The 19,037-nt window shown below is 66.6% G+C and carries 22 protein-coding genes; 2 read left to right on the top strand and 20 right to left on the bottom strand.

The annotated features are described in order from the left end of the window. Positions 1–370: 370 nt before the first annotated feature. The 9 genes from ftsH to tolQ form a co-directional block, all read right to left on the bottom strand. Positions 371–2,311: an ATP-dependent zinc metalloprotease FtsH gene (gene ftsH / locus AC5JDC_RS07595; RefSeq protein ID WP_106773733.1), complete on the bottom strand. Its 1,941-nt coding sequence runs from the start codon at positions 2,309–2,311 to the stop codon at positions 371–373. 108 nt (positions 2,312–2,419) lie between these two features. After that, positions 2,420–3,811 carry a tRNA lysidine(34) synthetase TilS gene (gene tilS / locus AC5JDC_RS07590; protein ID WP_495840531.1) on the bottom strand — a complete coding sequence of 464 codons (1,392 nt, stop codon included), beginning with the start codon at positions 3,809–3,811 and terminating at the stop codon, positions 2,420–2,422. Continuing rightward, entirely contained in the window at positions 3,805–4,824 is a 1,020-nt protein-coding gene (ybgF, locus tag AC5JDC_RS07585) for a tol-pal system protein YbgF (RefSeq protein ID WP_495840529.1), read from the bottom strand. The genes tilS and ybgF overlap by 7 nt, the downstream gene beginning before the upstream one ends. A gap of 193 nt (positions 4,825–5,017) precedes the next feature. Next, entirely contained in the window at positions 5,018–5,368 is a 351-nt protein-coding gene (locus tag AC5JDC_RS07580) for a hypothetical protein (RefSeq protein ID WP_495840527.1), read from the bottom strand. A gap of 85 nt (positions 5,369–5,453) precedes the next feature. Further along, the gene (gene pal / locus AC5JDC_RS07575; protein WP_106773730.1) at positions 5,454–5,960 is read right to left on the bottom strand and encodes a peptidoglycan-associated lipoprotein Pal; all 507 of its coding nucleotides are present in this window, start codon (positions 5,958–5,960) and stop codon (positions 5,454–5,456) included. 226 nt (positions 5,961–6,186) lie between these two features. Further along, entirely contained in the window at positions 6,187–7,503 is a 1,317-nt protein-coding gene (gene tolB, locus AC5JDC_RS07570) for a Tol-Pal system beta propeller repeat protein TolB (protein ID WP_106773729.1), read from the bottom strand. Positions 7,504–7,535: 32 nt separating this feature from the next. Further along, positions 7,536–8,696, bottom strand: coding sequence for a cell envelope integrity protein TolA (tolA, locus tag AC5JDC_RS07565; RefSeq protein WP_495840524.1), 1,161 nt, complete (start codon positions 8,694–8,696; stop codon positions 7,536–7,538). Positions 8,697–8,702: 6 nt separating this feature from the next. Next, positions 8,703–9,161 (bottom strand): protein TolR, encoded by a 459-nt coding sequence (gene tolR, locus AC5JDC_RS07560; protein ID WP_106773727.1) that lies wholly within the window; start codon positions 9,159–9,161, stop codon positions 8,703–8,705. Between the two features lie 10 nt (positions 9,162–9,171). After that, positions 9,172–9,888, bottom strand: a complete 717-nt coding sequence (gene tolQ / locus AC5JDC_RS07555; protein ID WP_106773726.1) for a protein TolQ — start codon at positions 9,886–9,888, stop codon at positions 9,172–9,174. A 268-nt stretch (positions 9,889–10,156) separates the two neighbouring features. Between tolQ and AC5JDC_RS07550 the strand changes: the two genes are divergently transcribed. Beyond that, positions 10,157–10,993 carry an acyltransferase gene (locus AC5JDC_RS07550; RefSeq protein ID WP_495840521.1) on the top strand — a complete coding sequence of 279 codons (837 nt, stop codon included), beginning with the start codon at positions 10,157–10,159 and terminating at the stop codon, positions 10,991–10,993. A gap of 15 nt (positions 10,994–11,008) precedes the next feature. On the opposite strand, the gene ybgC is transcribed toward AC5JDC_RS07550, so the two are convergent. Then, positions 11,009–11,470: a tol-pal system-associated acyl-CoA thioesterase gene (gene ybgC / locus AC5JDC_RS07545; RefSeq protein WP_495840519.1), complete on the bottom strand. Its 462-nt coding sequence runs from the start codon at positions 11,468–11,470 to the stop codon at positions 11,009–11,011. Between the two features lie 51 nt (positions 11,471–11,521). On the opposite strand from ybgC, the gene AC5JDC_RS07540 reads away from it, so the two are divergent. Next, positions 11,522–12,775 carry a glycoside hydrolase family 5 protein gene (locus tag AC5JDC_RS07540; RefSeq protein ID WP_495840517.1) on the top strand — a complete coding sequence of 418 codons (1,254 nt, stop codon included), beginning with the start codon at positions 11,522–11,524 and terminating at the stop codon, positions 12,773–12,775. A gap of 6 nt (positions 12,776–12,781) precedes the next feature. Here the strand turns inward: AC5JDC_RS07540 and AC5JDC_RS07535 are convergent, their stop codons facing one another. The 10 genes from AC5JDC_RS07535 to AC5JDC_RS07490 form a co-directional block, all read right to left on the bottom strand. Continuing rightward, positions 12,782–13,690 (bottom strand): metallophosphoesterase, encoded by a 909-nt coding sequence (locus AC5JDC_RS07535; RefSeq protein WP_495840515.1) that lies wholly within the window; start codon positions 13,688–13,690, stop codon positions 12,782–12,784. A gap of 127 nt (positions 13,691–13,817) precedes the next feature. Beyond that, the gene (gene ruvB, locus AC5JDC_RS07530) at positions 13,818–14,858 is read right to left on the bottom strand and encodes a Holliday junction branch migration DNA helicase RuvB (RefSeq protein ID WP_495840513.1); all 1,041 of its coding nucleotides are present in this window, start codon (positions 14,856–14,858) and stop codon (positions 13,818–13,820) included. 165 nt (positions 14,859–15,023) lie between these two features. Next, the gene (locus AC5JDC_RS07525) at positions 15,024–15,368 is read right to left on the bottom strand and encodes a type II toxin-antitoxin system VapC family toxin (RefSeq protein ID WP_495840511.1); all 345 of its coding nucleotides are present in this window, start codon (positions 15,366–15,368) and stop codon (positions 15,024–15,026) included. Next, positions 15,365–15,649: an AbrB/MazE/SpoVT family DNA-binding domain-containing protein gene (locus tag AC5JDC_RS07520; protein WP_495840509.1), complete on the bottom strand. Its 285-nt coding sequence runs from the start codon at positions 15,647–15,649 to the stop codon at positions 15,365–15,367. The genes AC5JDC_RS07525 and AC5JDC_RS07520 overlap by 4 nt, the downstream gene beginning before the upstream one ends. Positions 15,650–15,707: 58 nt before the next feature. Next, entirely contained in the window at positions 15,708–16,328 is a 621-nt protein-coding gene (gene ruvA / locus AC5JDC_RS07515) for a Holliday junction branch migration protein RuvA (RefSeq protein ID WP_495840507.1), read from the bottom strand. Positions 16,329–16,338: 10 nt separating this feature from the next. Then, positions 16,339–16,746, bottom strand: coding sequence for a type II toxin-antitoxin system VapC family toxin (locus AC5JDC_RS07510; protein WP_495840505.1), 408 nt, complete (start codon positions 16,744–16,746; stop codon positions 16,339–16,341). Positions 16,747–16,748: 2 nt separating this feature from the next. Next, on the bottom strand, positions 16,749–17,000 hold the full coding sequence (locus tag AC5JDC_RS07505) for an AbrB/MazE/SpoVT family DNA-binding domain-containing protein (RefSeq protein WP_495840503.1): 252 nt from the start codon (positions 16,998–17,000) through the stop codon (positions 16,749–16,751). Positions 17,001–17,048: 48 nt separating this feature from the next. Beyond that, entirely contained in the window at positions 17,049–17,573 is a 525-nt protein-coding gene (ruvC, locus tag AC5JDC_RS07500; RefSeq protein ID WP_495840501.1) for a crossover junction endodeoxyribonuclease RuvC, read from the bottom strand. 102 nt (positions 17,574–17,675) lie between these two features. Beyond that, entirely contained in the window at positions 17,676–18,194 is a 519-nt protein-coding gene (gene rcdA, locus AC5JDC_RS07495) for a protease adaptor protein RcdA (RefSeq protein ID WP_106773716.1), read from the bottom strand. Positions 18,195–18,495: 301 nt separating this feature from the next. Then, positions 18,496–18,945, bottom strand: a complete 450-nt coding sequence (locus AC5JDC_RS07490) for a hypothetical protein (RefSeq protein WP_245428493.1) — start codon at positions 18,943–18,945, stop codon at positions 18,496–18,498. Positions 18,946–19,037: the final 92 nt, after the last annotated feature.

Below are 19,037 nucleotides of genomic sequence, written 5' to 3'. Positions count from 1 at the left end.
GTTCTCATGACCGCGTCATGGACGAAACGTAAAACTGCTTTTGTTTATCTTTGATGACACGAGGTTCCGAGGTCAAAGCCTGCAATCGGCCGGACACTCGAAACCACCCGGAATTGTATCGCTCCCCCTTACTCCTCACGATCATTCTTTCACGCAGAATGCGGCAGAGCCGTGGCAAAATTACGGCAAATTCAGGCGCAACGCCATAGTAACTTTATCTGGAGGGCAGAACAACATGGCGGAGACTTTCTCCGTCCCGGACAGATGCTGCCGCTGTACCTGTCAAAAGCATGTTTCCTTGGGCAAGCGGCCGTGTCAAAAAGAATTCGCCGCGCTGGCGGCGCGGCGAATTCTTCGCGCGGAAAAATCCTCAGCCCTGCGGCTGGGGCTCCATGCCGCTTTCGGGCTCTTCGCCGCCCTTCTTGCGGCGGCCGCCGGAGGCGCCCGCCTTCGGCACGGCGGAGCCGCGCGAGGGCGGGGTGTCGTCGCCGAGATCGCGCGACGGCTTCTGCCCGGCGATCAGCTGCTTGATCTCGTCGCCCGACAGCGTCTCGTATTCGAGCAAGCCCTCGGCGATGGCGATCCATTCCTTCTTCTTCTTGGTCAGCACCTGCTTGGCGAAGGAATAGGCCTCGTCGATCAGCCGGCGAACCTCGGCGTCGATGATCTGCGCGGTCTCCTCCGAGACGTTCTGGGTGCGGGCGACGGAGTGGCCGAGGAAGACCTCCTCCTGGTTCTCGCCATAGGCGACGTGGCCGAGCTTGTCGGAGAAGCCCCAGCGGGTGACCATGGCTCGCGCCAGCTTGGTCGCCTGCTCGATGTCGGAGGCGGCACCCGAGGTGATGTTCTCCTTGCCGAACTTGAATTCTTCGGCCACACGGCCGCCCATCATGATCGCGAGGCGCGAGACCATGTATTTGTAGCTCATCGAGTAGCGGTCGCCCTCGGGCAGCTGCATGACCATCCCGAGCGCACGCCCGCGCGGGATGATGGTTGCCTTGTGCAGCGGATCGGCGGACGGCACGTTGAGCGCCATGATGGCGTGGCCGGCCTCGTGATAGGCGGTCAGCTCCTTCTCGGCCTGGGTCATGGCGGTGGAGCGGCGCTCGGCGCCCATCATCACCTTGTCCTTGGCGTCCTCGAACTCCTGCATGGTGACGAGGCGCTTGTTTCGCCGCGCCGCCATCAGCGCCGCCTCGTTGACGAGGTTCATCAGGTCGGCGCCGGAGAAGCCCGGCGTGCCGCGTGCCACTACCTTGAGGTCGACGTTCGGCGCCAGCGGCACGTTGCGCACATGCACCTTGAGTATCTTCTCGCGGCCGTTGATGTCAGGGTTCGGCACCACGACCTGGCGGTCGAAGCGGCCGGGCCTGAGCAGCGCCGGGTCGAGCACGTCGGGCCGGTTGGTGGCGGCGATCAGGATGATCGATTCGTTGGACTCGAAGCCGTCCATCTCGACCAGCAGCTGGTTCAGCGTCTGCTCGCGCTCGTCGTTGCCGCCGCCCAGGCCGGCGCCGCGATGGCGGCCGACCGCGTCGATCTCGTCGATGAAGATGATGCAGGGCGCGTTCTTCTTGGCCTGGTCGAACATGTCGCGCACGCGGCTTGCGCCGACGCCGACGAACATCTCGACGAAGTCCGAGCCGGAGATGGTGAAGAACGGCACGTTGGCCTCGCCGGCGACGGAGCGCGCGAGCAGCGTCTTGCCGGTGCCGGGGGGGCCGACCAGCAGCACGCCGCGCGGGATCTTGCCGCCGAGGCGCTGAAACTTCTGCGGATCGCGCAAGAATTCGACGATCTCTTCCAGGTCCTGCTTGGCCTCGTCGACGCCGGCGACGTCCTGGAACGTCACGCGGCCATGCGCCTCGGTCAGCAGCTTCGCCTTGGACTTGCCGAAACCCATGGCGCGGCCGGAGCCCGACTGCATCTGACGCATGAAGAATATCCAGACGCCGAGGATGAGCAGCATCGGCAGCCAGCCGAGCAGCATCGAGAAGATCGAGCCGGAGCCGTCGGTTTCCGGGCGGGCATTGATGGTGACGCCCTTCTCCTCCAGCCGCGATACCAGCGTCGGATCGCCCGGCGAGTAGGTCTGGAAGCCGGCGGCGTTGTCGGTATAGCTGCCGCTGATGCGGTCGCCGACGATGGTGACGGCCTTGACGCGGCCCGACGAGAGGTCGGCCAGGAATTCCGAATAGGCCACCTCGGTGGAGGCGCCGCGCGTCTGCGGCGTCTGGAACAGATTGAACAGCGCGATCAGCAGTACGGCGATGATCGCCCACAGAGCGAGGTTGCGGTAATTCGGATTCATCAAGTGTCCCGTCCATGCCCGGTCATGGGCATGCGTCCAGAGTAAGAGCGTATTGCCCGTAACATAGGGAGGGCGGTCGATGTTGCCAAGCGAAACCCCCGCACGCGGTTAAGCTGGCGTGACATTGTGACCGGCCGATGGCGCTACCGGGACTGGCGGGGCGCCGACGGCGTCGGCGAGAGCCTGCGCGAGGTCCAGGTCGAAGCACGGCAGGAAGCGCGCCCAGGGGGCGAGGACGGATGTAGCCGTCCAACCCGCCGGCGCGGCCTGCGTGCTTCCGGACTCGCCGCGCTGCCGCTCGACATGGCCGATTTCCGGGCTTCCGCCGGATGAAATGATCGGCAAACCCGCTGTTGCCGTCCTCGCCAGACTTGGCGGCAAACCGTCATCGTTCTCAACTTGTCTGCCGCCGGCGCTCGCGGGCGCGATGACCGCCGCAGCGGCCCCGGCGGTGGCCGAAATGCGGAACCGGCCGTCCCAGATCAGGCCGTCCCGGGCAGGCTGCGGCTCCGGCAGGCCGCGCTCCTCGCGGCACAGCCAGACGCCGTCGCGCCGCGCCGCCACCAGCGCCCGCGACAAAGTAGCGCGACAGGGCGGCGCGGCCAGCCACAGGCAAAGCGCGCGCACCCTGCCCTCGTCCGGCAGGTGCGACGTGCCGCCGACGACCGCGAGCAGGGCGCGCAGCGTATGCACGGCGGCATCGTCGATGGCAGGTCGGAACAGGGCGGCATCGATCCGCATCAGGCCCGGGCCAGCCTTGCGAACATGGCGGCGGATGAGGTCCGCGGCGTCCCATCCCAGGTGACGGCGCCGGGTCGCGCCCTGCCGGGCAAGCGTCAGCAATCCGTCGATCGCGGCAGCGCCGGAGGCTTGCGGCGGGCCGGCCAGCTCCAGCCGCGCGCGCACGCGCTCCGACCGCCGGTCGGTATTGCTGGGATCATCGACCCAGCCGACGGCCTCGTCGCGCAGGAAGGTGCGCAGCGTCTCGCGTCGGATGCCGAGCAGCGGGCGGAGAATCCAGACGGAACCGTCGAACAGCGTCTCCGGAGCCATGCCGGCGAGGCCGGGCCCTTCGCCGCGCCGGCGGCGCATCAGCACCGTCTCGGCCTGGTCGTCGGCGGTGTGGGCGGTCAGAATCACGTCGGTGCCGGCATCCCGGGCGGCGCGCGCCAGCAGGTCGTAGCGCGCCTCGCGCGCCGCCGCGGCGAGGCCCGTGCCGGGCTTCGGTCCGCTCCAGGTCATGATCCGGTGATCGATGCCGCGCTCGGCTGATAACCGTGCCACGGCCTGTGCCTCGGCGGCCGCTTCCGGACGCAGCCCATGGTCGACGGTCACGGCGTGGAGGCGCGTGGACGGCGCTGCGTGGTCGAGAAAGCGTTTGAGAAGGAGAAGCAGGGCGGTGGAGTCGCTGCCTCCGGACACCGCGGCGATGACGGCGGGGCGGCTTTGCAGCCCGCAGGTCGAGAGCGTTTGAAGAAGGTCGCCCGAAGGGCTCAGCACGCCGCCTGCGCCTGTTCCTGCTTGACGCGCTCCTTGAGCGCGGCCGAGGCGTTCGGATAGCGCTTGCCGACCTCGCCGAAGGTGGCGCAGGCGACGTCGCGCTGCTTCAGCCCGACGAGCGAGACGCCGAGCTTGAGCAGCATGTCGGGCCCCTTCTTGGACTTGGGATACTGCTTGCTGGCGGCCAGGAACGTCTCGGCCGCATCGCGATACTTCTTCTGGCCGAGCAGCGCCTCGCCGAGCCAGAAATGCGCGTCGGAGGCGCGCTCGTTCTGCGGGAAACGCTCGATGTGATCGCGGAAACCGGTTTCGGCTGTCGCATAATCGCCGGACAGGATGAACTGGTAGGAGTTGCGGTAGAGTTCTTCCGGATCGTCCGTCGGCGGCAGAGCCGCGACGATCGAGCCGTTGCCGCCCGGCGCCGGGGTCGCGCCGGAACCGGCGGCCGGCGCCGTTCCGCTGGCGGGGCCGCTGTCCCCGAGCACCTTGACGTTGCCGTCCTTGTCGACGGTGATCGTCCCCAGCGTTCCGTCCGGCGCACCGGTATTGGGATTGGTGGTGCCGGGTGCCTCGCCGGCGATGACGTCCTCGACGCTGGACGGTTGCCCGCTGCCGCCGTTCGCCGCCGGCGGGGCGGCGGCGGTTGTGCGGTTGGACTTGCCGGAGCGCGCGTCGGAGCGCTTCTCCAGTTCCTGGAAGCGGAACTCGTTGTCCTCCTGCATCTTGCGCAGTTGCTCCTGCAGCTGGAGGATCTGGAAATTGAGCTCCTCGACGGTGCCGTTCAGGGCGCGGATCTGCTCTTCCAGCGCCACCACCCGGGGATCGGATGCCTGCGCGAGCTGAAAGCTCTCCTGCTGCCGCGGCTGGCCGAAGACGCCGGGAAGACCGGCGGCCGGGCGCTGCACGGCGATGCCGTGATCTGCCATCGCCGGAGCGGCGTCGCGCGCCGAAGCGGTGGCTGCTGAAAGCAGCATCGCGGCAAGCGTGCCGCTGAGGATCGTTCGAAAATACATGGGCGTCTCGCGGAAAGGTGGAACTGCGGCGTCACGCCTGCGGCGGGAAGAGCAAACCTGACGCTCCACGCCGGGGCGCTTCTCGGCTCCATATCAGGCCGGCAGACTTCGGCCAAATTTTGTTTGGCTTTACTGGACCAGCGAATGGCCTCAGTGACGGATGAACCAGGCAGCCGCCCATGGCCAGAACCGCTCAGTTCGTCTCGGTCGACGGCAGGTCGAGGTGAAGCTCGACGCGGCGCACGCGCGCCTCCAGCTCGCTGATCAGGACGCCATGGCCGATGACCGAGCTGTGATAGGCCGTCACCGCATGGCGCAGGCCGGAGATCTGCTCGCCCAGTTCCTTACGGGTTTTCTTGTCCTCCGCCTGCAGCATGGCGATATCGGAGGCGACGTCGGCCCGCAGGGAATTCACTTCCGAGCGCAAGGCCGCCCGGAGCATCTCCATCTCCGAGCGGAGATCGGCGATGTCGCTTTTGGTCGCCATTTCGGCGCGCATGTCGCGCAGCAGTCGAAGAATGAGGCTGTCCGGCTCGTCGCTCATGTGGCTTTCATACCACAGTGTTTTCCAAGTACAAACGGCGGCCCGAAGGCCGCCGCTCGAATTGGATGACCGCGTGGGCCGCGGCTCAGCTGCCGGCGCCGTTCAACGTGGTGACGGCGCGGCGGTTCTGCGACCAGCAGGAGATGTCGTCGCAGACCGCGACCGGCCGCTCCTTGCCGTAGGAGATCGTCTTCAGGCGGCCTCCGGCGACGCCCTGCGAAATCAGGTAGTCGCGCGTCGCCGCGGCGCGGCGGGCGCCCAGCGCCAGGTTGTATTCGCGCGTGCCGCGCTCGTCGGCGTGGCCTTCGACGACGATGCCGTAGTTGCGGTAGCGGTTGAGCCACTGGGCCTGGCGCGTCAGCGTCTGCTGGGCGTCGGCGCGGATGGCCGAGGAATCGGTGTCGAAGAAGATGCGGTCGCCGACATTGACGGTGAAGTCCTGCGCCGAGCCCGGGGTCGCGGCGCCGGCGCCGCCGAGGCCGAGGTCGGCCGCGCTGTTCGGCGTCTTCTTGTTGGCGCAGCCGGCCAGCGCCAGGCCGGCGACGAGCGCGATCATGACAGGATTCGTGGTGAGCTTTGCGATGCGGCGCATATCCCGCCTCTCCTTAAAATTCGAATGGCTGCGTTGAACATCGAGTAACCACGTTTGGGTTAACCGGTATTCAAGAGACATGGTTAACGATTGGTAGCAGGACGCCGTCCACCGCCTGCCCCTCCTAGGCCTGACCTCGCGTGGAGGCTGGGCGGAAATGCGACGAAAACGCGGCGAAGCCATGGAACTTCGCCGCGTTTCGTTCAACTTTATGCAAGCTTCCGTATTATTCGAGCAGCGGCGACCAGGCGGGGTCGGACGCGTAGTTGGAGGTCGGGATCGCCTGCTCGTTGCGGCCGGTCAGGTCGATCGAGTAGAGGCGCGGGCCGCCGGAGCCGGCCGCTTCCTTGAAGAACATGATGTATCGGCCGTTGGGCGCCCAGGTCGGGCCCTCCTGCTGGAAGCCGGAGGACAGGATACGCTCGCCCGAGCCGTCGGTGCGCATGACCCCGATCTGGAACTCGCCGCCGGTCTGCTTGGTGAAGGCGATGAGGTCGCCGCGCGGCGACCACACCGGCGTCGAATAGCTGCCGCCGCCGAAGGAGACGCGCGTCTGGCCGGAGCCGTCGGCGCCCATCACGTAGATTTGCGGCTGGCCGCCGCGGTCGGAGGTGAACACCACCTTGGAGCCGTCCGGCGAATAGGAGGGCGAGGTGTCGATGGCGTTGGAATTGGTCAGCCGCGTCGTCGTGCGGCTGCGCAGGTCCATGGTGTAGATGTTGGAATTGCCGTCCTCGCGCAGCAGGCTCATGATCACCTTCTGCCCGTCCGGCGAGAAGCGCGGCGCGAAGGTCATGCCCGGGAAATTGCCGACCAGCTCGCGCTGGCCCGTCTCGATCTGCAGCAGGTAGACCTTGGGCTGCCCGCTTTCATAGGACATGTAGGTGATTTCCTGCCGCGTCGGCGAGAAGCGCGGCGTCATCGACATGGCGCGTCCGTCCGACAGATAGCGCACGTTGGCGCCGTCCTGGTCCATGATGGCGAGGCGCTTGCGGCGGTCGTTCTTGGAGCCGGACTCGTCGATGAAGACGACACGCGTGTCGAAATACCCCTTCTCGCCGGTCAGCCGCTCGTAGATGGCGTCGGCGATGATGTGGGCGACCCGGCGCATATGCGTCTTGGACGAGAAGAACTGCTCGCCGACCAGCTGCTGGCCGGCAAAAGTGTCCCACAGGCGGAACTCGGCGCGCAGGCGCCCGTCGGCCTCCTCGGTGACGCGCCCCGTCACCAGCGCCTGGGCGTTGATGACCTTCCAGTCGTCGAAGCGCGGCGCTGCGTCCGGATTGGAGATCTTCTCGATGAAGGCACCTTTGTCGATCGGCGCGAACAGGCCGGAACGCTGCAGGTCGGCGGCCACGATTGATGATATCTCGGCGCCGATGCCGTTGCCCGAGATGAAATCGGTGATGGCGATCGGCAGCGGCTCGACGACGCCCTTGTTGACATCGATCTCCACCAGCGCCCGTGCCGGCAGCGTCGCCATCGCGGCAAAGCCAACCGCGACGGTCACGACCGTGAGAAGGGATGCCAGGAATTTCTTCATTCGGTTCAACCTCGTTCAAGATCCGCAGACGCTCAGAACATCTCACTGGGATCGAAATTGACGATGACGTCCGCCCAGGCCTCGTATTTCTCGGCGGGCAGCGTGTAAGGCGAGCAGCGCGCCACGGCCCGCCGCGCGGCTTCGGCGGCAGCCCTCTCGACGCCGCTGGAGCCGCCGCCCGAAATGATCTCCGGGCTGCCTTCGAGCGCGCCGGACGGGTCGAGCTTGAATTTCACCGAGACGCGCAGATTGCCACCGTCCATCGCGCCGGCCGGAATGTTCCAGCAGCGCTGCACCTGTCCGCGCAGGGCGTCCATCTCGCTCTGCGACAGTTTCGAGCCGCCGGTGGTCCGCTCGCCGCCGAGTGCGGCCTGCTGGTTGGAGCGCTTGGCGCCGCCGCCCTTCGACTTCTCCTTGTTGAGCAGGGCCTCGACCTGATTCTCGATGGAACCGGTGTCCTCCGACTGCGGCCGCGAGGAGGCTTCCCGCACCGGCTTCTCGGAGGTCTTGCGCTCCGGCGCCTTGGCGGTCTCGGCCGGCGCCGGGCGCGGCCGCGCCTCCGGCCGCGGCGCGCTGTCGGGCAGCTGCGCCATCTGCTCGGCCGGCTTCTCCTGCTCCTCGGCGATCGCCTCTGCCACAGCGTCGGGTTTCACCGGCTCGGCCGCCGCCGTCTCCTGCGGCTTCTCGGCCGGCTTGGGCTCGGGCTGCTTCACCGGTTCCGGCTTCGGCTCAGGTTCCTTCACCGGCTCCGGCTTCACCTCCTGCCTGGGCGCGGGCACCGGCGCGACCTCGGTCGCCGGCACCGGCTTCGGCTCCTCCGGCGGCTTCGGCGTGTCCTCGGTCTTCGGCTTCTCGACCGGCTTCGGCGCGGGCGCCGTCGCCTCCGCCGTCTTCACTGGTCTGGGCTTGTCCGCCGGTGTCGGCGGGTTGTCGGTGTCGATGTCGTTCTCGCCCACCTTCCGGGCGTCGGCGACGATGTCCGGCCGCTTGGTCGGCATCGGCGCCGGCGTCTCGGCCATCGGCGCCTTCTTGTCGCCCTGCTGGATCTGCGTCATCTCCTCGATCGGCACGATGTCGACCGGCAGCGCCTCGACATCGGCGACCTGGAGCGGCGCCGGCGCCGACAGCGACAGCAGGCCGAAGCCGAGCACGGCCGCATGCAGGACCACCGATGTTGTCAGGCCGGCCTTCATCGCCGATCAGGTGCCCTGTTCGGGCAGGCTGACAAGCCCGATGTTCTTGAAGCCGGCGGCGCTGATCTCGGCCATCACCTTCATGACGGTGCCGTAGTCGGCCAGCTTGTCGCCGCGGATGAAGATGCGTTCCTCGTAGCCGGTCTTGGCAATCGCCTGCAGCTTGGGCACAACCTCGTTGATCGGGATCACCGTCTCCTGCAGGTGGATTTCGCCAGCCTGGTTCACCGAGATGGTGATCGGCTGCGTGTCGGCATTCATCGCCTTGGCCTGCGTCTCCGGCAGGTCGATCGGCACGCCGACCGTGAGCAGCGGAGCCGCGACCATGAAGATGATGAGCAACACCAGCATCACGTCGACGAAAGGCGTGACGTTGATCTCCGACATCAGGCCGTGATGGCGGCCGCGCCGCCGGTGGCCGCGTCCGCCGCGACCCGACCGCGCTGCGCCTACAGACATTCCCATCGTCTAGTCCTCAGGCTGCCCGCTGCTGCGGTATCTTTTCATCGATTTGGCGCGACAGTATGGCCGAGAACTCGTCGGCGAAGCCTTCCATGCGCACCGCCAGCTTGCCCGCGTCGGACGACAGCTTGTTGTAGGCGATGACGGCGGGGATGGCGGCGAGCAGGCCGATCGCCGTGGCGAGCAGCGCCTCGGCGATGCCCGGCGCCACGACGGCAAGGTTGGTCGACTTCGAGCCGGCGATCGCCTGGAAGGAGGTCATGATGCCGATGACCGTGCCGAACAGGCCGATGAAGGGGCCGGCCGAACCGATGGTGGCGAGAAAGCCGAGCCGGCCCTCGAGCCGTTCCATCTCGCGGGTCAGCGCCAGGTCCATCGCCTTGTCGATGCGGTTCTGCAGGCCGATCGGCGAGCGCGCGCCCTTCTCGAAGCTCTTCTTCCATTCGCGCATGGCCGCCACGAAGATCGAGCCCATGCCGGTCGGCTTGCGGTCCGACAGCGTGCGGTAGAGCTCGTCGAGCGACTGTCCCGACCAGAACACCTGCTCGAACCGGTCGAGCGAGCGGCGCATGCGCGCGAAGCCCAGGACCTTGTCGACGATGATCGCCCAGGTCCATATCGAGGCGAACAGCAGGCCGATCATCACCAGCTTGACGACCCAGCCGGCCTGCCAGAAAAGTGCCCAAACCGACAACTGCACGCCCGGCTCGGCGAGAGGGAGGTTTTCCATAGTCAGACAATCCCTAAAGGTATCCGGGCATCGGCCCCCGGCCCGCCCATGGCAGCATTCCGTCGCTTAATCGCGACGCGACCAGGCGCGCCTGCCCCGAAATGTGCCGATGCGGCCTTTTCGGGGGAAAGTTTGGTAAAACCAAGGCGCGCACGGATCGCCGCGATTGTCATCGATTTCTTCATGGGCCGTTAAGGTTAAGGATGCGTTATGACAGGAGCGCCTGACGTGGCGTCGTATCGGCCATGCGGCGCATGGGGAGGGGTGGATGCTCTTTGGGATCACGGAAACTGCAAGATGGCTCGGTTGGCTGCGGCGGCCGATCGACCGCCTCCTGTTCAACAGGATGGGACGCCGGGGGCGACTCGTCGCCGGCGGGGTCCGCTCCCTGCGCGGCCGGGCGCGCGTTCGCGGCCGGGATACCATTGCAGCCGGCGAGGAGAACCGCGTCGAGTTCGGCAGGGACGCGGCGTTCAACGGCAGGATCGAGTTCCGCGGCAAGCAGAACATGCTGGAACTGGCCGCGGGCTCGCGGTTCGATGGCACGGCGAAGCTCCGCGGGAGTGGAAACCTGCTGCGCATCGCCGATGAGACGAGCTTCAGCGGATCGGTGGTCATCGGCGGCCAAGGCAACAGGCTGCTGATCGGCGCCCGATGCGACTATAACGGCAAGATTTTCATCAAGGGCTTCGGGCAGACCGTCGTCTTCGGCGACGATTCGGCCGCTGCCGACGTCACAATCCTGTGCGCTGAGGGAACCGACATCCGCATAGGAAAATGGTGCTTGCTCTCGCGCAGCATCGAGATCCGCAGCACCGACGCCCATTCGCTCATCGACCGGGAGACCCGCATGCGGACGAACCCGGCTGCCTCCGTGGAGATCGGCGATCACGTCTGGATCGGCGTCGGGGTGATCATCGCCAAGGGCGCGGCCGTGCCCGCCGACTCGGTCGTCGGCGCACGCTCCTTCGTCAACGGCCGCTTCGACGAGGAGGGCGTGGTGCTGGCCGGAGCGCCGGCCAGCATAGTCAAGCGCGGCATCACCTGGCACCGGGCGCGGAAGCCGAGATTTTCGGCTGCCGAGATGAATCACTGGAAGAGCTGAGCCCCCGACCCGCTATCACGATTTCGGCATGAAGGCGGGCAGCCATTCCTTCGGGAAGCGGCGCGGCCTGCCGCCCTCGCCGACGATGGCGGCCTCCACCCGCGCCCTGACCAGCACTTGGCCGCCGCGCGACAGCGTCTGCGCCATGGTGATGCGGGCGCCGGAAATCTCCTCGGTGCGGGTGTCGACGGTGAGGACGTCGTCGATGCGGGCCGGCGCGACGAAATCGATCTCCATGCGCCGCACCACCCAGATGATGCGCTCGCCATGCTTACCGTCGGCGAGCTCGGTGTGGTGGACGCCGGCGAGCCGCAGGAAATCCGAGCGGCCGCGCTCCAGGAATTCCAGGTAGCGGGCGTGGTAGACGACGCCGGAGAAGTCGGTGTCTGCATAATAGACGCGCGCCATCAGCCGGTGACCGGTCGCGGTGAGCACGCCGGAGAGCCCGGCGGCGAGCTGTTCACCATGATCGCCCATCGCACTTTCCTTTTGCACGGCTTGCTGACACCAATCGCGGCGGCGAACCGGATGGCACTTATGATCGGGATGTTCAAGACCTGCATTGCCGCGGCGATGCTGCTGCTTGCCTGGGCCGAGGCGGGGTCGGCCGCGAGCTTCTCGGCCCGGCGCGGCGTCAATCTCGACCTGTGGATCACCTGGCCGCCGGAACAGCGCTGGAGCGAGCCCGACGCCATCCTGCCCTATCCGGAATGGCGAAAGTTCCTGAAGGCAGCCGACCTCGAGGCGCTCAGGGCTGCCGGTCTCGACTTCGTGCGCATGCCGGTCGACCCCGTGCCGTTTCTGTCCGGGCAGTCGGCGCATCTGGTCGAGGACCTGTTCGACTCTGTCCGCGACTCGGCGCGCATGGTCAATGCCGCCGGCCTGAAGGTGGTGGTCGACATGCACATCGTGCCGGCCGGCGGTGGCCGGTCGATCGGCACGCAGCAGATCCTCGATGAACCCGCCCTGTTCGACCGCTACCTCGACGTGGTGCGCCGCATGGCGCGCACGCTGGCCGGCGAGGACCCGGCGCTGGTCGCGCTGGAGCTGATGAACGAGCCGACCAGCGGCTGCGAGGGCGCGGAGGCCGGAATCTGGGCGGACAGGCTGAAGCGCCTGTTCGCGGCGGCGCGCGCCTCGGCCACGCGGCTGACGCTGGTGCTGACCGGCGCCTGCTGGAGCAGCGCCGAAGGGCTTGCCGCGCTCGACCCGAAGGACTTTCCCGACGACAACCTGATGTGGGGCTTCCATTCCTACGACCCCTTCCTGCTGACGCATCAGGGCGCCACCTGGGCCGGCGACTTCATCCGCTACGTGACCGGCATCCCCTATCCGCCAAGCAGCGCGCCGCGCGCCGAGCTGGAGGCGGCGGTGGCGAAGGTGAAGAGCACGATCGACGCAGAGGCGCCATGGTCGCGCCGCGCCGGCATGAAGGCCTATCTGGACGAGCTGGTCGCCGCGATCGACACGCCGGAAAAGCTCTCGGCCATCATGGAAAAACCCTTCGCCACCGTCGATGCCTGGGCGAAAAAGCACGGCGTCGGCTCCGAAAGCATCCTGTTCGGCGAGTTCGGCATGATCCGGCAGGAATATCGCGGGCCGTATGTCGTCCCCGCCAGCGAGCGCGCCGCCTATTATCGCGACATGATCGCCCATGCCGAAAAGCACGGCTACGCCTGGTCGATGTGGAGTTATGGCGGGGCGTTCGGGGTGGTCGAGGAGTTCGATCGCCGGGCGGCCGAAAGCGACGTGCTGGACGTGGTGCGGAGCTTGCCGGACTGATCTCGGTCAAACGTCGCCGAGATCGATCTGCAGGATTTCCGGCGGCATGCCGAAGCGCACCGGCAGGATGCTGCACCCCAGCCCGCCGGAGACGATCAGGTGGCGGCCGTCCTCGACAATGTGGCCGTAGGCGTAGCGGTTGCCGAAGCGCGACGGCACCACGGGTGCATGGCCGAACAGCCGCACCTGGCCGCCATGGGTGTGACCCGACAGCGTCAGCGAGATGCGGTGCCGCACTTTCGGAAAGATGTCCGGCTCGTGCGCCAGCAGGATCGCCGGCGCGCCGTCGGTGATCTTGTCCAGCGTTGCGTCCAGATCGTCCACGCCGTGAAACCCCTTGCGGCCCCAGCGCTTGCCGGGGCGTAGCGCCAGCTGGTCGCCGAGGCCGGCGATCCAAAACGCCTGTCCATCCTTCTCCAGCCGGACCGCATCGTTGTGGAGCACCGAGATTCCCGCTTTCTCCAACGCGCGGTGTGCGATGGTCGGCCCTTGTCCGGCCTTCTGGGCGGTCAGATCCTCCCACCAGTCGTAATTGCCGAGCACCGCCTGCACACCGAGCGGCGCCTTCAGCCGGCCGAGCACCGGCGCCCATTCGGCGGCATCGACCCAGTCGGTCGCCAGCCAGGTGCCGCTGACATAGTCGCCGAGCAGCACGATGACGTCAGGCTCCAGCGTGTTGGCGCGCGCCACCAGCTTTGCGATGCGTTCCGGCGGCATCCACGGCCGGCAGGCGTGTATGTCGGCAAGCGCCACGATGCGCAGCCGAAGGTCGTCGGGCCAGCCCGGCGGTTTCAACGCATAGCGTTGCACCCGCGTCAGCAGCTGCGGCTCGACGCCGAAGGCGTAGCCGCCGAGCGCGAGCGTCGCCAGCAGCGAGCCGCCGGCAAGCCGTAAAAAACCGCGTCTGGTGATCATCGAGGTCCACTCGCAAGGGTTGCCGCGCCGCTTGCGAGGAGATGCCAGGCCAATGCGCCGGCATGGCGGCCGATTTCAGGAGATTTGGTGCAGGAAAACGACGTCGACGTCGCCGGTCAGCAAGACCTCAGGCGTCATCCTCGAAAAGGCTCGCCTGGGTCGCTGCCAGGTTGCGCGGCGCCTCCAGCCCGAGATGTTTCCAGGCATTGGCCGTCAGCAGGCGGCCGCGCGGGGTGCGTTGGATGAAACCCTGCTGGATCAGGTAGGGTTCGATGATGTCCTCGATGGCGTCGCGCGGCTCGGACAGGCCGGCGGAAATGGTCTCGACCCCGACCGGCCCGCCGCCGAAATTCTGCGCGATCATCGTCAGGTAGCGGCGGTCGAGCTGGTCGAGGCCGAGCGCGTCGACGTCGAGCCGGCGCAACGCCTCGTCCGCTACCTTGCGCGAGACGCGCTCGGCGCCGTCGACGCTGGCGAAGTCGCGCACGCGCCGCAAGAGCCGGCCGGCGATGCGCGGCGTGCCGCGGGCGCGCCGGGCGATCTCCGACGCGCCGTCGTCGGCCATCGGCAGCTGCAGGATGCGGGCGCCGCGCCGCACGATCTGCTCCAGCTCCTCGACCGTGTAGAAGTTGAGCCGGACAGGGATGCCGAAGCGGTCGCGCAGCGGATTGGTGAGCAGGCCGAGCCGCGTCGTGGCGGCGACCAGCGTGAACTTCGCCAGCTCGATCTTGACCGAGCGCGCCGCCGGTCCTTCGCCGATGATCAGGTCGAGCTGGAAATCCTCCATGGCCGGATAAAGAATCTCCTCCACCGCCGGGTTGAGGCGGTGGATCTCGTCGATGAACAGCACGTCGCGCTCTTCCAGATTGGTGAGCAGCGCCGCGAGGTCGCCGGCCTTGGCGATCACCGGGCCGGAGGTCGAGCGGAAGTTGACGCCGAGCTCGCGCGCCATGATCTGCGCCAGCGTGGTCTTGCCGAGGCCGGGCGGGCCGACGAACAGCACATGGTCGAGCGCCTCGCCGCGCGCCTTCGCCGCCTCGATGAACACCTTCAGATTGGCGCGCGCATCCGCCTGGCCGACGAACTCGTCGAGCGTCTGCGGCCGCAGCGTGGCATCGGCGTCCTCGCCGCGTTTTTCGGAGGAGATGAGGCGGGCAGGTTGGTTCACGACCTGTCGCTCCTAGAAGGGAGCGATCCCCACCTCTCCCTTGACCACTTGAAACCCTCTTTCAGGCCGATCCTCGCCAGCGTGGTCACCTTCAATCCCATCAACTTCCACCCTATGCCAGCAATTCCATCAACGGGATGGCCGACGCGGCGGCGGCATCGAACGTCACTGTGCGGGAGCAGCCTGCCCGCGCGGCGGAAGCGCGATCAAATGATCGGCCAGGTCTCCCGCCTTGACCTTCGAGCCGCGCAACAGCGTCGAGAGATGGTGCTGCTCCTCGAACACGAAAGCTGGAGACGACATCAAGCTCTCGATCACGAACACGACGCGATCCTGTGAGAATCGATAGCGGCTCCGAAGCACCCAGATGAACTCGACGAGAACGACGATGCTGACGAAGGCGGGGTCGTCGGCGTGGCGTGCACCGAAAAACGCAGCAGCTCGTTCCGATTCGCCGATGTCTTCTATGACCACGAAACGAAGCAGGACATTCGTATCCACCCCGATCATCTGTGGCGCTCTCGCCATTCACGCGAGATCCTCTCGTCGTCCTCTGCGACATATCGACCGATCGCTTCGTCGAAGTCTTTGAGCGTTGCGCCCGCGCCGGCCGGCGGTCTGCCGAGAATTCCGAAGAGATCGGCAACCGATTTGTTCTTGGGGATCATCATGGCGCCACCCTCCACGATGACGAACTCGACGCGATCGCCGGACTGCAGCCCGAAGTGCTCCCGCACTTCCAGCGGGATTGTCGTCTGCCCTTTTGTGGTAATCTTGGCGGAATAGCTCATTGACTTGCTTCCAAATTCTTACTCGGCGAGCATAGTAAGGATGGGGCCAGCTCGCAAGTTACCGCGCCAGCTCCCTCAGCCCCAGCCGGATCAGCTTCGCCGAATCCGCGCCTTCGCCAGCCGCCTTCAGCGCCGCCGCCACCGCATTTGCAGCCGTGTCGCGCGAATAGCCGAGATTGGTCAGCGCCGAGACGGCGTCGGCCACCGGTGCCGGGGCGACGCCCTCGCCGAGTTCCTGCTTCAGCCCGATCGTCCCCGATGCCGATCCGGCGAAAGCCGGCGCCTTGGTTCGGAGCTCGGTGACGATGCGCTCGGCCACCTTCTTGCCGACGCCCGGCGCCCGCGACACCATGGCGATGTCGCGCAGCGCGATGGCGTTGGCGAGGTCGGCCGGCTCCAGCGTCGACAGCACGGACAGCGCCACCTTGGCGCCGACGCCCTGCACATTGCCCATCAGTAGGCGGAACCATTCCCGCTCCAGAGCGGTGCGAAAACCGTAGAGACGGATCATGTCCTCGCGCACATAGGTCTCGATGAACAGCGTCACCGCTTCGCCGGCGTCGGGCAGCGTCGCCAGCGTGCGCGCCGAGCAATGCGCGACATAGCCGACGCCATGCACGTCGACCGTGCAATGATCCTCGCCGATCTCGTCGACGACGCCCTTGAGCTTGCCGATCATGGAAGGGTCCTCACATGCCGGGCGTGATCAGCTCGACGCCGGGAAAATAGTTCCTGAAGCCTGCCGGGTCGCGGGTCAGGATGGGATAGCCGCGAACGGCCGCGTGCGCACCGATCAGAAAATCGGGCAACACCCTTTCGCGCGCGCCGCCCTGCCGCCGATAGAGCGCAAAGGCCTTGGACGCGGCGAAGGCTGCCTCGAACGGAAGACCTTCGCGCCGGAATTCATCCTCCGGAAGCACGCTGTCAATCTCCGCGATTGTCGCGTAGCGCATGGCGAATTCAGCATAGATGATCTGATTGATCACCACGCTGCCGCGCTTTCGCGCCTGCTCGATCTGCGGCCGCGACCATCGCAGCCAGAGCGGATCACGAACGGCGATGTCAATGAGAACATTGGTATCGACCAGTGTTGCCACGCTCAGCGGTCCCGCGTCAGGGCCATGACGTCCTCGGCGCTCAGCGTCTGGTCGCCGCTTCCTTCCAGCCGGTCGAGCGCCGCCAGAAAGCTGGCGAGCCGCTCACGGTCGCTTTGCCGCCGGGGATCGTTCTTGGGCACGATGGTGATCTTGCCGCCTTCGATGCCGAACACGACCTCACTGTTGGCGTCGATGCCGAAGGTCTCGCGCAAGTCCCGCGGGATCGTCACCTGGCCCTTGCTGGTCACACGCATGGAGCATTCCTTCTTACCAGTAAGGAATATTCCAACCGTGAGAACAAGTCAAGAACAAGATTCTCCCGCCAGCGCCGCCAGCCGCGCGCCCAGCCCTTGCCGGTGATGCGCATGGCAGATGGCGATGGCCAGCGCGTCGGCGGCGTCGTCGCCGACGAAGGTCGCCTTCGGCAGCAGCACCTTCACCATCATGTGGATCTGCTTCTTGTCGCCGTGGCCGACGCCGATCACCGCCTTCTTCACCGCGTTGGGCGCGTATTCGGCAACGGCCAGCCCGGCGCGCGCCGGCACCAGCATGGCGATGCCGCGTGCCTGGCCGAGCTTCAGCGTGGCGGTGGCGTCCTTGTTGACGAAGGTCGCTTCCACCGCCGCTTCCTGGGGCGCGTGGGTGTCGAGCACCACGCAGAGCCCGTCATGCAGCTGGCACAGCCGCTCGGCCAGCGATGCCTTGTCGTCGGAACGCACCGTGCCCGAGGCGACGAAACGCAACGCATTGCCCCGCGCCTCGACCAGGCCCCAGCCGGTGCGCCGCAGGCCAGGGTCGATGCCGATGATGCGAATCGTTTCCTGCATGGACGAAACCTATCCTTTTCGCCGCATGCCTGTCAGGAAAATGTGAACGAAACGAAAACAGTGGATGCAGGACGCCCGGAGCGTCGGCCTCGGCTGCCCGCCTCAGCCGCGCGCGAAGGCGGTGTTGAGTAGGCTGATCTGGTCGGAAACCGGATTGCTGCGGCGCGCCAGCGGCTCGCCGGGGCCGTCGGGTGTGCGCCCGTAGATCTCCTCGTCCATGCGGCGCACCAGGTTCTGCAGGCTGAGCGAGCGCTGGACCAGCGACAGGAACGCCTCCGGCAGCTCGTTCCAGCCAGTCGCGTGGTCCGGCGCCGACGCCGTGTCGAGCCGCACCTTGCATTTTTCGGCCGCCACCTGGTCGCGCGTCATCTCGCCGGAATTGGCGGCGCGCTGCAGGAGCAGCCAGGAGGCTATCTGCATCAGCCGGGTGGTGAGGCGCATCGATTCGGCGGCGTAGAGCGTGGCGGCCATGCGCGACAGCTTGCGCGCCTCGCTGCGGCCCGGCCCGTCCAGATATTCGGCGGCGCGCTCCACCAGGCTCATGCCTTCGTTGTAGAGCGGCTTGAAAGAATCGGAGAAGACGCGCCGTTCGGCGAGCTTGATCGGTTGTCTGCTTTCCATGAAGGCTGTGCCCGTCGTCATTCTCCGGCCCGATGGAGGCCCGTGCCGGGCGTCAGCCGCCCTCTGCGGTCGCCTTCTTGCCGATTCCTCTCGAGCATGGAAGATGCGCCGCTGCGGAGGCGAAGGCAAGAGCATGTTTAACAAAGGGTTAACGGGCCGGTCCGGCACAAAAAAAAAGAGCCGCGGAAAGCGGCTCTCGAGAGTTTAACAGGGAGGCGTCAAACGAAGTGGCTCCAACCACTCGGTAAGAATCCAGATAACTGGATGCCCCCAATAAACGGCTGTAAAGCTTAATGGACGCTTAACGCGTCGGAGAATTTTTTACCGGCCGGCCTACGTCTGTGCCATCCAGATACACATCCGAGCCGGAAACCGCCGGCTTGTGCATCGTCGAGAAGGCGATGAAGGCGAACAGCAGCATACCGGCATAAAACGCCATCGAGCCGACGGCGACGATCGGCTCGACCGCGGCGTTGCCGGCAAGCAGGAAGTACAGCCCGACCATCAGCATGACGCCGCTAACCGCCGAGACCCAGAAATGCACCTGCGCCAGCCAGGACAGGCGGGCCGCCGGCACAAGATGGTAGAAGAAGGCGAACACCGCCGACATCAGCCACCCGGCCACCATCGCATGCGCGTGGACCGGCATCTGCGCGTGGTCGTGGGTGATCGACATATGCAGGCCGAGCGCCATGCCGCAGAGCGCATAGAGGATGGCCAGCGTGAAGAAGTTCCGTGCAACGCCTTGCATAGAGTGTCCTTTCAGTTCCGCGATCGATGGGGACGCGGCCCTGCCGGTCACCCCATCGCCCGCGGCTGTTAGACACCCCGCCTGTTTCCGAG

The sequence above is a fragment of the Kumtagia sp. genome, from assembly GCF_059502445.1.
This window is presented reverse-complemented; position numbering and strand designations above follow the sequence as displayed.